The organism is Candidatus Enterococcus myersii, assembly GCF_017316025.1.
GTDB lineage: Bacteria > Bacillota > Bacilli > Lactobacillales > Enterococcaceae > Enterococcus_C > Enterococcus_C montenegrensis.
Genome location: NZ_JAFLVT010000006.1, coordinates 1 through 12818, shown reverse-complemented (window position 1 = coordinate 12818; position 12818 = coordinate 1). Strand labels below are relative to the sequence as shown.

Annotated in this window: 12 protein-coding genes; 6 read left to right on the top strand and 6 right to left on the bottom strand. The window is 39.5% G+C overall.

The genetic code is table 11. From position 1 onward, the window contains the following. Window positions 1-76 precede the first annotated feature (76 nt). The 6 genes from JZO76_RS04005 to guaB all read left to right on the top strand — a co-directional run bounded on the left by JZO76_RS04005 (window position 77) and on the right by guaB (window position 5755). Window positions 77-841 (top strand): ParA family protein, encoded by a 765-nt coding sequence (locus JZO76_RS04005; RefSeq protein WP_206902896.1) that lies wholly within the window; start codon window positions 77-79, stop codon window positions 839-841. Further along, complete coding sequence (locus JZO76_RS04000) at window positions 831-1721, top strand: ParB/RepB/Spo0J family partition protein (RefSeq protein WP_206902895.1); 891 nt, start codon at window positions 831-833, stop codon at window positions 1719-1721. Before JZO76_RS04005 ends, JZO76_RS04000 begins: the two co-directional genes overlap by 11 nt. Window positions 1722-1765: 44 nt before the next feature. Then, window positions 1766-1954: a DUF951 domain-containing protein gene (locus JZO76_RS03995; protein WP_071865595.1), complete on the top strand. Its 189-nt coding sequence runs from the start codon at window positions 1766-1768 to the stop codon at window positions 1952-1954. Between the two features lie 268 nt (window positions 1955-2222). Next, window positions 2223-3323 carry a redox-regulated ATPase YchF gene (ychF, locus tag JZO76_RS03990; protein WP_206903057.1) on the top strand — a complete coding sequence of 367 codons (1101 nt, stop codon included), beginning with the start codon at window positions 2223-2225 and terminating at the stop codon, window positions 3321-3323. A gap of 71 nt (window positions 3324-3394) precedes the next feature. Beyond that, a complete protein-coding gene (locus tag JZO76_RS03985; protein WP_206902894.1) occupies window positions 3395-4084 on the top strand; it encodes a DUF1129 domain-containing protein in 690 nt (229 codons plus the stop codon). A 186-nt stretch (window positions 4085-4270) separates the two neighbouring features. Further along, entirely contained in the window at window positions 4271-5755 is a 1485-nt protein-coding gene (gene guaB / locus JZO76_RS03980) for an IMP dehydrogenase (RefSeq protein WP_206902893.1), read from the top strand. Between the two features lie 202 nt (window positions 5756-5957). Here the strand turns inward: guaB and JZO76_RS03975 are convergent, their stop codons facing one another. The 6 genes from JZO76_RS03975 to JZO76_RS03950 all read right to left on the bottom strand — a co-directional run bounded on the left by JZO76_RS03975 (window position 5958) and on the right by JZO76_RS03950 (window position 12233). Further along, window positions 5958-6413 carry a DUF2798 domain-containing protein gene (locus tag JZO76_RS03975; protein ID WP_206902892.1) on the bottom strand — a complete coding sequence of 152 codons (456 nt, stop codon included), beginning with the start codon at window positions 6411-6413 and terminating at the stop codon, window positions 5958-5960. A 423-nt stretch (window positions 6414-6836) separates the two neighbouring features. Further along, window positions 6837-8300, bottom strand: a complete 1464-nt coding sequence (locus tag JZO76_RS03970) for a polysaccharide deacetylase family protein (RefSeq protein ID WP_206902891.1) — start codon at window positions 8298-8300, stop codon at window positions 6837-6839. 357 nt (window positions 8301-8657) lie between these two features. Then, entirely contained in the window at window positions 8658-9935 is a 1278-nt protein-coding gene (gene serS, locus JZO76_RS03965) for a serine--tRNA ligase (protein ID WP_206902890.1), read from the bottom strand. Between the two features lie 197 nt (window positions 9936-10132). Continuing rightward, window positions 10133-10291, bottom strand: coding sequence for a hypothetical protein (locus JZO76_RS03960; protein ID WP_206902889.1), 159 nt, complete (start codon window positions 10289-10291; stop codon window positions 10133-10135). A gap of 45 nt (window positions 10292-10336) precedes the next feature. Continuing rightward, window positions 10337-11554: a sensor histidine kinase gene (locus JZO76_RS03955; protein WP_206902888.1), complete on the bottom strand. Its 1218-nt coding sequence runs from the start codon at window positions 11552-11554 to the stop codon at window positions 10337-10339. Next, on the bottom strand, window positions 11544-12233 hold the full coding sequence (locus JZO76_RS03950) for a response regulator transcription factor (protein ID WP_206903056.1): 690 nt from the start codon (window positions 12231-12233) through the stop codon (window positions 11544-11546). Before JZO76_RS03950 ends, JZO76_RS03955 begins: the two co-directional genes overlap by 11 nt. Window positions 12234-12818: the final 585 nt, after the last annotated feature.

The following is a 12818-nucleotide window of genomic DNA, read 5'->3' as shown; positions in this document are numbered from 1 at the left end:
CGACTTTCTAATTTTTCCGACTTATTCCTTCTTTTTTTAACAAGCCGTTTCAACTTTTATTAAAGGAGACAAGAGAATGGCACGAATTATTTCTGTGGCAAATCAAAAAGGTGGCGTCGGCAAGACGACCACAACCGTCAATTTAGGAGCTTGTTTGGCTTTTATTGGTAAAAAAGTATTGTTAGTCGATATTGATGCCCAAGGTAATGCCACCAGCGGTATGGGCATTCGCAAGCCAGATGTAGCCAAAGATATTTACGATGTTTTAGTGAATGAAGAACCGATTAAAGAAGCAATTTTACCAAGTTCACGGGAAAATATGGACATTGTGCCAGCAACGATTCAGTTGGCAGGTGCTGAAATTGAATTAACTTCCATGATGGCCCGTGAATCACGGCTAAAATCAGCACTAGAAGAAATCAAAGATGATTACGATTTTATTTTCATCGATTGTCCGCCGTCATTGGGACATTTGACGATCAACGCCTTTACGGCGAGTGATTCGATTTTGATTCCGGTGCAGTGCGAATATTACGCTTTAGAAGGCTTGAGCCAATTACTAAACACCGTGCGTTTGGTGCAAAAACATTTCAATCCTGGTTTGGAAATCGAAGGGGTCTTATTAACGATGTATGACGCCAGAACCAATCTTGGAGCTGAGGTAGTGGAAGAAGTGCGCCGCTATTTCCAAGAAAAAGTTTATGACACAATTATCCCCCGCAATGTGCGGCTTTCAGAAGCACCAAGTCATGGTTTATCGATTATTGACTACGATCCAAGTTCAAAAGGTGCCGAAGTTTATCAAGCACTAGCAAAGGAAGTGTTGACCCGTGAAAAATAAAGGAAAAGGTTTAGGTCGGGGCATTGACGCTTTGTTTCAGGACTTGCAAGATTTAGAAGAAGTAGATGTAAAAACCGAGGAAGTTGTCGATATTCCTTTAAGTGAATTGCGCCCAAATCCTTACCAACCGCGCAAAACATTTGATGAGTCTTCTTTACAAGAATTAGCCGCGTCTATCGAACGTTCCGGTGTGTTCCAACCGATTATTGTCCGCAAATCGGCAGTAAAAGGCTATGAAATTATTGCCGGTGAGCGTCGTTTTCGCGCTTCAAAATTAGCGCAAAGAGAAACAATTCCCGCAATTATTCGAGATTTTGACGAAGAATCCATGATGCAAGTGGCCGTTTTGGAAAACTTGCAACGGGAAGATTTAAATCCGCTGGAAGAAGCGGAAGCCTATGAGATGCTAATGAAAAACTTGAAATTAACGCAAGCGGAAGTAGCGGAACGTTTAGGTAAAAGCCGTCCGTATATCGCCAATTATCTGCGATTGTTGACATTACCGAAACTGGTTAAAGAAATGGTACAAGATGACCGCCTCTCAATGGGGCAAGCGCGGACGTTATTGGGGCTAAAAGATAAAAGCCAAATTTTAAAATTAGCCAATCGCTGTGTGAAGGAAAACTTGACCGTCCGTCAGTTAGAACAGTTGGTAAATACGTTAAACGAGAAAAAAGTTGAGAAAAAAACACCGCCCCGCGTGGTCAAAGAAAAACCTTACTACTTGCGAGAAGGCGAAGACCGTTTAATGGATAAATTCGGTACGAATGTGGAAATTTTAGAAAAAGACGGCAAAGGAAAAATCGAGATTGAATATTTATCGCAAAAAGATTTGACCCGTATTTTGGATATTTTAGATATTCGCTTTGACGAGGCCTAAGCTATCGTTAAAACCAAATTTTTATTAAAACGAGGAGGATTCAAATGTACGATTTAGGTGACATCGTGGAAATGAAAAAGCCCCATGCTTGCCAAGCCAACCGCTGGGAAATTATTCGGATGGGTGCTGACATTAAAATTAAGTGTACCAATTGTGGCCACATCGTCATGATGACCCGCCGCGATTTTGAGAAGAAAATGAAAAAAATACTGGAAAAAGCGCCCGAAAAATAATCCAGTTTCATGAGCTAGAAAAGTCGGTAATAAGACATGAGAGCTTTGTAAACGTGTTTAACTCTCAAGCAATAAGGTGGAATTTTGATAAATTGCTTTTCAAATTTCTCAAAATTTCAACTTATTGTCGTAGCGAGTTCGTTTCCAAGGCTTACCAAGGCAAGAAAACTACAAAGCTAGAGAACAGCTTTTTCGTTTTCTGTCTTATTACTCCTTTTTCAAACAAGCTCATTCAACTTTATAATTAAAAAAAGAAAGAGTGAAGAAAATGGCTTTAACTGCCGGAATCGTTGGGTTACCCAACGTTGGGAAATCAACTTTATTTAATGCAATCACAAAAGCAGGTGCAGAGGCTGCAAACTATCCTTTTGCAACAATTGATCCAAATGTGGGAATGGTTGAAGTGCCAGATTGGCGCTTACAACGGTTGACAGAACTTGTGCATCCGAAAAAAACGGTGCCGACAACTTTTGAATTTACTGATATTGCCGGTATTGTAAAAGGCGCCAGCAAAGGGGAAGGTTTAGGGAATCAATTTTTAAGCCACATTCGCCAAGTAGATGCGATTTGTCACGTTGTGCGTTGTTTTGACGATGACAATATCACCCACGTTGAAGGTCGGGTTGATCCATTAGAAGATATCGACACGATTAATTTAGAGCTTGTTTTAGCCGACTTAGAATCGATTAATAAACGATACACTCGCATTGCTAAAATCGCGAAGACAAAAGACAAAGATGCCGTAGCGGAATTAGCGGTGTTGGATAAAATCAAACCAGTTTTAGAAGAAGGCCAATCTGCTCGTAGCATTGAATTTTCCGATGATGAACAAAAAATCGTGAAAAGTTTATTCTTATTAACAACAAAACCTGTTTTATATGTGGCCAATGTTTCAGAAGACGATGTAGCCAATGCCGATGATAACCACTATGTACAAGAAGTCCGGAATTTTGCGGCAACAGAAAATGCAGAAGTAATCGTTGTCTGTGCCCGTGCAGAAGAAGAAATTGCTGAATTGGACGATGAAGATAAAGCTGAATTTTTAGAAGCGCTTGGAATTGAAGAATCTGGTTTGGATCAATTGATTCGTGCAGCGTATGATTTATTAGGTTTAGCAACTTACTTTACTGCCGGTGAACAAGAAGTGCGGGCGTGGACCTTCCGCAAAGGAATTAAAGCGCCACAAGCAGCGGGAATTATCCACACCGATTTTGAACGGGGCTTTATTCGGGCGGAAACAGTTTCGTTTGAAGATTTGGATAAATACGGCAATATGCACGCGGCTAAAGAAGCTGGTCGGGTTCGTTTGGAGGGCAAAGATTACGTCGTACAAGATGGCGATGTCATGTTATTCCGTTTTAACGTTTAAAAAAACGGTGTCATCTTGGCTGCAATATGTTAAAATGCCCTTTGTAAAAGAAGTTCAGGAGGAAGTCATTCATGGATGCAGAAGCACTACGCGCAATGGTTGCACAAAATCGCGAATTAGAACCGCAATTGACCAAACGTAACCAACAATATATTTTTGATTTGAAGAAATCTTTAGAAGCAGCGAATTTATCCGAAGCAGAAATGGCAACAGCTTTAAATGAAATTCTGCCGGTTTTAGTCAAAGAACAAAAAGGCGGGAAAACCGCGCGCCAATTATTTGGGACGGTTTCAGAACGGACAGAAGCTATTTTGGCCAAGCCAGAACCTAAAAAAGAAACCAAACCACTTTTAATGTGGGCAGATAATGCGATGTTCATCTTTGGTTTGTTTGCGGTAATGTTAGGCTTAATGCGCCTGTTCACGAAAAATAGCGGACAACAAACTTACGGCTTATTGACATTGATTATTGCCTCATTATTTGGGGGTTATGCATTTTACTTAATGTATAAATACATTTACCAATACGAACGCCCAGGGGCAGATAAGAGCAAACGGCCGAAATTATGGAAAACAATGTTAATTTTAGTTCCTGTATTCTTCTTATGGATTTTAGTCTTTACGGTTAGCGCAATGTTGCCATACAATATTGTGTTGGATCCATTTATCCAATTGGTTTTAGGTGCCGCTGTCTTTGCATTACGCTGGTACTTGAAGAAAAAATACAATATCGAAGGTTCCCTTACAATTCCCAAAAATTAATTCGTCGCTAAAACTGACTGGAAAAATTATTCCGGTCAGTTTTTTTGTTTAAGTAATTTCCGAACATTGCCTAAAGGTGTTACGATGAATTTTCAGAATATTACGTAAACAATTGCAGCTGTTGACTTGTCGCTTATTTTCTGTTAGTTTCATAGATAAAAATAAAACTGAGGAGTGGTACTAACAATGTCTAACTGGGAAACGAAATTCGCTAAAAAAGGTCTAACTTTCGATGATGTCTTATTAATTCCGGGTGAAAGTCACGTCCTACCAAATGAAGTGGATATGCATGTTCAATTAGCGAAAAATATCCGTTTAAATATTCCAATCATCTCTGCCAGCATGGATACTGTAACCGACAGTAAAATGGCAATTGCCATGGCACGTCAAGGCGGTTTAGGTGTTGTTCATAAAAATATGAGTATCGCGATGCAAGCTGATGAAGTGCGCAAAGTGAAACGTTCGGAATCTGGCGTTATTATCGATCCATTTTTCTTAACTCCTGATCATTTAGTGCAAGATGCTGAACATTTGATGTCAAAATATCGCATTAGTGGTGTGCCGATTGTCGAAACAATGGAAAATCGCAAATTAGTTGGGATTATCACCAACCGCGATATGCGTTTTGTGACAGATTACAGCATTAAGATTGACGATGTGATGACCAAAGAAAATCTTGTTACCGCCCCAGTTGGTACCAAATTAGCAGATGCTGAAAATATCCTCCAAAAACATAAAATTGAAAAATTACCGATCGTGGATGAAGACGGTCGTTTAAGCGGCTTGATTACCATCAAAGACATTGAAAAAGTAATCGAGTTTCCTCATGCAGCAAAAGACGAACACGGTCGCCTGTTAGTTGCGGCTGCTGTGGGCGTAACGAGCGACACTTTTGAACGGGCGCAAGCGTTACTTGACGCTGGAGCAGATGCCATTGTAATCGACACAGCGCATGGCCACAGTGCCGGCGTTCTACGTAAAATTGCTGAAATTCGGGCAAAATTTCCACAAGCCACTTTGATTGCCGGTAACGTTGCAACTGCTGAAGGAACAAAAGCATTGTATGATGCTGGCGTCGATGTTGTAAAAGTCGGGATTGGCCCAGGCTCAATTTGTACAACACGAGTTGTTGCCGGTGTTGGCGTGCCCCAATTAACAGCCATTTATGATGCTGCTTCTGTTGCCCGTCAATATGGCAAAGCAATTATTGCCGATGGTGGGATCAAATATTCTGGTGATATCGTGAAAGCATTGGCCGCAGGCGGTCATGCAGTTATGCTCGGCTCCATGTTAGCTGGTACGGACGAATCTCCTGGTGAATTTGAAATTTATCAAGGTCGTCGCTTCAAAACTTATCGTGGGATGGGTTCGCTTGGCGCAATGGAAAAAGGTTCTAGCGATCGCTACTTCCAAAGCGGTGTCAATGAAGCCAACAAACTGGTGCCAGAAGGTATTGAAGGTCGTGTGGCCTATAAAGGCAGCGTGTCTGATATCATCTTCCAAATGATTGGTGGGTTGAAATCAGGGATGGGGTATGTAGGCGCAGCTGATTTGAAACAACTCCGTGACGATGCACAATTTGTCCAAATGAGTGGCAATGGTTTGAAAGAATCTCACCCACATGATGTTCAAATTACAAAAGAAGCACCAAACTACTCCGTTGAATCCTAATTTCTTTTAAAATTAAATATTAAAAATACCCGGACCTGTTTTTTGTCGTCACCTTTTTGACGAACTAGAAAACAGGTTCGGGTATTTTTTGTCGTGATAAAAAATAGCGTTTATCGCGATAAAAAGTTGATTTTTAGTCGCCTTGTTGGGGACTAAATTTTTTAGACGGGTGGCTCATAATAACTTAAATTAATGGTAGGACTTAAGCTGAGGCTGTCATTTTGCGACTGGCACTTAAGATAGTCAAAGCGAGTGGACGCACAATTAATAGTTGTAACGGTAATGCCATCACAAAATTAAATAACCAGGTATGCAGATACGTTGCCAAACTTAGCTGGTGCCAACCAGATTCTACGACAATGCCAAATAACGACATAAAACTAACCATACCTAAAATCATGCAGACACTAATGGAAATGCCGACTTGCCACATTTTTTCTTTATTAGTAGGTAATTTTAAGGCGATTTTTTTAGCCGGTTTCGCTACAACAAAGACATCTAAAATAAGAGCAATCACAAAGGCAAAGGGGAAACCGCCAAAAACGGCACCAAAAGATAATGCGCCATGTAAAGCAACATTATAAATCGTCATGCCAAATACCATGAATAGACACATACTACAGGTGAAAAGCCAACTTTCTTTTTTTGTTTGGGGCATACAAAACTTCCTTTCAGTTTGCGCATGACAGAAATTTTCTGTAAATACGCTATTTTTCAATTGCAACGTTAGCTATCGTATCAAGAGAAAAATTTCTTCGTAAGTTCTTTTTGCTCCCTTTAGAATTTCTTAATAATTTGGTTCACGCAATGTATACAAAAAAACTCACCTTGCAGTACTCGGCATTTCCTAATGGAAAGAAGAGTGCAAGGTGAGAGAAGTAATTGGCTCTTTGGTAATGGCAATTTATTAAACTTCCGACTTAATACTTGGAAGCTGGGCGCGTTCATAAAGCTTTTCTTCATGTCTAGTTTCACGAACGAACTCTCGGCAGCAATAAGCTAAAATCGTGAGAAATTTGAAAAACAATTTATCACAATTTCATCTTATTGCTTGAGAGTTAGACGCGTTCGTTCCACTTTTCTATAGGTCTTTAGCTAAGCGGTAGTCTTCGGCGCCGAAGTAGACGTACATTGGTTTTTGTTGTTTTTTCAAGAGTGTATCAACGGACACAAACTCGAATCCTTGTTGGCGCATGTTGTCGATTACACCAGGTAATGCTTCAACGGTGGCGGGTTGAATATCATGCATCAAGACGATAGCATTTTCAGTTAAAGTGGCTTTGATGCGGCCTTGAATCATGCCGGCATTTTTGGATTTCCAATCTTCTGAGTCAACATCCCAGTTGATGATGGGTTTTCCAGCCACGCGGGCCACGCGTTCATCTGCAGCACCATAAGGCGGACGCAGGTTTCGTGGTAAGATACCGCAAGCTTCAAAAATAGCTTTATCTGTATCGCGAATTTCCTTTTTCAAAGCCGCATCTGACAAACTAGGTAAGACCGGATGGGTGTAAGAATGGCTGGCAACTTCATGGCCATCGGCTACAACACGTTTGACGATATCTTGGTTGTCACTAACATTTTTACCCAGCATGAAGAAAGTTGCGCTAGCTTTTTTATTTTTTAAAATATCTAATATTTTAGGCGTTGTGGCTGGATTAGGACCATCGTCAAAGGTTAAGGCCACGTATTTTTTCTTTGGATCAAGTTGCGGGAAGGCATCCTTGATTTTTTCTGGATTGACAAAATCTGTATTCACATAGGCGGCAATATCTTTGTAATCCAACGTAACCTGATCAACGCCGGTTTTATTTTTTGCCAAGTCGATGGTTAATTCATCTGGTGTGAATTCAATTTTATTTTGATAATTAACGCGGGGTAAATCCAAAATACTATCGATAACCGCTTTTTTATCTTTTGCTTCATTGAAAATCTTTTGTTGAATCACTTGTTGAATGCCAAGTAGGTCGCCTTCTTCTGGAATCAGCTCTTTAACCGTTACAGCTTTGCCTGTTTTATGGGCAATATAGGCGGGCTTGTTGCTGACTGGTTTACCTTTGGTGAAACTTTGTTTATCCTTGTGCCACACATAAGGCTCAGCGACTAATTCGTAAGTATCTAACTGATCGCTAACAGGATTAACTTCCAATTTTGCGACAATCAGGCCTTTTTTATCTTTTAGACTTTCTTTGGCTTTAATGGTTAGGGCGGTTAATTCTTTGTTACTATCTGCTGCAGAAAAAACTTTGTCTTCTTTAGGTAGATAAGTCACCGTCACCAAATCAGTCGCTTTTTTTTCTGTTTTTTCGCTAGGAATCCCACTTTGATTCCGTTCTTCTTGTACTTCTTGTAAGAGCGCAGTCGTTTTTTCTTCAAAAACTTTTTGCGCTTTGGCCTCTGCTTGTTTCATTTGATAAAAGGTATAGGCGAAAAAGCCGAATAAGACGACTAATAAAATGCTAAGCAAGGTAAAAATATTCTTACCCAAGTTGTTACTTGGTTTTTGCGAGTGCCGACTGCTGCGGGTACTGTTGTTTTCTTCCATTTTACGCGTAACTCCCTAATTGTCCGTGATTATTTTCACTGTACCATTATTGGCCTATCCATTCAACACAAAAAGGTTGGCGCAAGCCTTACATTATCGTCATTTTCAAATTTCTTAAAGAAAAACCGCTCCTGGCATTTTAAGTAAAAAAACTGCCCGTCTGCCTTAATTTTTGGGCAATGGGACCAGAATATTTCGAAATTATTGCTCAAATCAAAAACATTTTTACCTAGGGGTGTTAAAGCTAGTTTGCAAAGCAATTATTTATGTAAAAATTTCATATTTTCCTGATAGTAAAAAAGCACAGTTGAAAATTTTCGGTAAGAAAAATTTCCAACTGTGCTTTTAAATAGTGGATTAGTCTTTGGCGATTTTTTGTAAACCACCCATGTAAGGGACTAAAACTTCGGGAATAGTAACGGTGCCATCAGAATTTTGATAGTTTTCCAAAATAGCAGCGACAGTGCGGCCAACTGCTAAACCAGATCCGTTTAAAGTGTGGGCGTAGTGCAATTTGCCTTCTGCATCACGATAGCGGATCATAGCGCGACGAGCTTGGAAATCTTCACAGTTTGAACATGAGCTGATTTCGCGATACGTATTTTGCGCTGGAATCCAGACTTCTAAGTCATACGTTTTAGCAGCAGAAAAGCCCATGTCGCCCGTAGATAAAGCCACCACGCGATAAGGTAAGCCCAATTTTTGTAAAATTTCTTCGGCGTTATTGGTCATTTTTTCCAATTCTTCATAAGAATGCTCGGCATCAGAGAATTTTACCATTTCAACTTTGTTAAATTGGTGCAGGCGGATTAAGCCGCGGGTATCGCGACCAGCACTACCAGCTTCAGAACGAAAAGATGGGCTTAATGCAGTGAAATAAATTGGCAAGTCTGCACCATCTAAAATTTCGCCATTATAATAGTTTGTTAAAGGCACTTCAGCCGTTGGAATCAAGGTTAGGTCAGTGTCCGCTAACTGGAAGACATCTTCTTTGAATTTCGGAAATTGACCGGTACCAAACATAGAATTGCTGTTCACGATGTAAGGTGGGATCATTTCAGTATAGCCGTGTTCATAGACGTGTAAATCCAGCATAAAGTTATACAAGGCCCGCTCTAAGCGTGCGCCTAGACCGCGATAGTAAACAAAACGGCTACCGGAAACTTTTGCGCCCCGTTCAAAATCTAAAATTTCTAAGTCTTCGGCTACTTCCCAGTGGGCTTTTGGTTCAAAAGCGAAGTTTCGTGGCGTACCAAAACGACGGACTTCGACGTTATCTTCTTCATCTTTACCGATTGGCACAGAGTCGTTAGGCAAGTTTGGTAAGGTTGTCGCGATTGTTTTTAATTCGTCGTCAATTGCCGCGATTTTAGTATCGTATTCTTTAATTTTTGCGCCGACAGTTTTCATGGCCGCGATTTTTTCTTCGGCATTTTCTTTATTGCGTTTCAATTGGGCAATTTCTGCTGAAACGTCATTGCGTTGTTTTTTCAATTCTTCTGATTGGACTAAAAGCGTGCGGCGTTCTTCATCTAATTTAACAAATTCATCTAAGACATCTGCGGGCACACCTCTTGTTGCTAATTTTTCTTTTACCATCGTCATGTTTTGGCGAATCATTTTGATATCTAACATTATTTTCCCTCACTTTATTTTTTTTCGATAAGACTTTTTAAACGTATAACAGCTGCGAACTTTATCACGTCAGGAGAAATAAAAAAAACTATTCCATCCCAAATTGCTTGGGACGAAATAGTTTGTTCGCGGTACCACCCAAGTTCAGCTTACGCTGCCCTTGTTGACTGGTATCGTCAGTCAGCCGCGCTTATTTGTCATAAGCGTACGTAAACAAAAACTGGATTCAACGGTTTGGCCTGCTGATTCACACCACCATCAGCTCTCTTTAAAGTTACACCATTTACTAGGTTTTCTCGTTTTTCTATCAAGTTAGCTTTAGCATACTCAACTTTTGAATTTTCGTCAACTGGCATCTTCGTAGAAAAGTTTAACCCGTCAAACGTTAAAACAGCATAAACTTACTCTTTTGGATACAAATAGTGATCAGATTTCCGCGCTTTTGGCGAGACATTGCTTTTCACCGGCAAGTGAATAATAAAAGAAGTCCAGTTAGGATTACTCTTAGCGTAAATATAGCCGCCGTGTAGCGCAACGATGCTTTGCGTAATGGCAAGGCCCAAGCCAGTTCCGCCAGTAGCTTGATTACGAGATTCTTCTACACGATAAAAACGGTCGAACAAGGAGTCTAACGCTTGTTTTGGAATCATCGCGCCATTATTTTTAACAATAATAACTGCTTCTGTTCCAATTTGATCGACTTCAATCACGATTTTAGTAGCACCTTTGCCATATTTAAAAGCATTTGTGAACAAGTTGTTAAAAACGCGCACAATTTTTTCGGTGTCTCCATCCATAATCAGCTGTTCTTTTGGTGAAGAAACTTCAATTGTAATATTTTTTTTCTTGGCTTCCAATTCAAAATCTGCGGCCAATTGTTCTACCAGCTGAATCATATCAAAAGAAGTAACGTTGATCGGCACACTAGGCTGACGTACTTTTGTGTACTCAAATAAATCATCTACGAGAGACTTCATCTGTTTGGCTTTCACAAAAGCTGTGTGGGTGTATTTTAGCAAATCAGCTTCTGATTGATATTGGCCATCTTCGATTAGCCCCAAATACCCAATAATAGAAGTTAAAGGCGTGCGAATGTCGTGACTGACATTTGTAATGAGTTCGTCTTTGGACTTTTCAATTTTGCGCTCATCTTCAATAGCCGCAACGGTACTATCGACTAAACCGTTAATGCTGGAAACGACACGACTTAAATCGCCGCTTAATTCAAAGGGAATGCGATGATCGTAATTTCCGTTGGCGATATAGTGAAGTTCACTGATAATATGCCGCAATTGCATCTGACGATAACGGCGAATCAGCCGCCAATACAAGACACCAGCATCAAGTAATAAAAATAGCGGCAAAATAAAATTTCGACCATTCCAGAAAAAGTCAGAATCAAGCCGGTGGGCAAAAATATTTTTAGAATCCCAAATGGCGTTTTCCAGAGAAGGGGAGTTTTTAATAATCGAAGCTAAGACTACTAAAACAGCTACGTTTACTAATAGTAGTAAGATAATCGTAACAATTCCCTCAGCCAAAAGTTCGCTGATTTCTTTTGATGTCAAAGTTATGCGTTTTTTCTTTTCGACTTTGCGTTGTCTGCTTTTATTTTGCATCGATCTTATAGCCAACACCCCAAACTGTTTGGATCACTTTTTCGCCGCCAGTGGCTTCTTCGATTTTATCTCGCAAGTGACTCACGTGGACCATTACGGTTTTAGCTGAAACAACACTTTCTTGTTTCCAAACGCGTTCAAAGATTTCATCAGCACTAAAGACGCGATTTGGATGAGAAGCCAATAGATATAAAATACCAAATTCCAACGCTGTTAGTTGTATCTCTTTACCATCCATTGTTTTCACTTCATGGGAATCTTTATTAATGATTAAAGAATTTACTTCTAGAATATCAGGTTGATCTGGCGTAACTTGCATTTTTGTTCGGCGTAAAAGAGATTTTACTCGGGCCATAACTTCCAATGGATTGAATGGTTTTGTTACGTAATCGTCAGCGCCTGCAACTAATCCTTTAATTTTATCCATGTCGGTTGTCTTAGCCGTTAACATAATAATCGGAATTTGTGATTCCTTGCGTAGCTCTTTGACAACTTGCATCCCGTCTTTTTCGGGCATCATGATATCTAAAATCATTAACTCAATATCGGGATTTGTGCGGATTTTTGACAGGGCTTCTTTACCATCATAAGCTTTGACCGCTTCGTAACCTTCATTGTGAATATAAATGCTCAATAACTCGACAATCTCTTTGTCATCATCAGCAACTAAAATTTTCATCATAAAAAATCCTCCTGTATTAAAAATAATTTGTTCTTTCTATAGAAGAAAAGATTTGTAAAACAAATTTAAGTAGAAAAATTTACCGTACTTTCTACAGCTATAGTATCAAAAAAGTGCTAAAGAAAACACTCAGAGCCCCTTTTTAACGATTCCTTAAAAATCAGCTTCAAAAAATTAACGAACGAAATTTCATTTAACCTAGTTTTAAAAAGTTCTATTTCAGAAAAATCACGAACGATTTTCCGTCGTTTCAAATCTATAGTTTAGAGTTGTGAAAAATGTTGTTAAATCAATAAGTTTTCGTTGACTTAAACTTTCAAAGTTGGTATATTATTACTTGTCCTTGAGAACGAGATTCTTCGAGATTCTTAAGAAAACAAACTTTGAAAAAAGTTAAAAAAAGTTGTTGACAGTTGCTACAACGACTGTTAAACTAACGAAGTTGCTTGATGAGCGGCGAACTTCTGAAATATCATTTCAAAAAGTTTTTAAAACTTTTTGAAAAAAACAGTTGACAGAAATTAAGTCAGTTGATAAGATATAAGAGTTGCTGAAACATTTCAAAAAAGCAACCAACTGCAA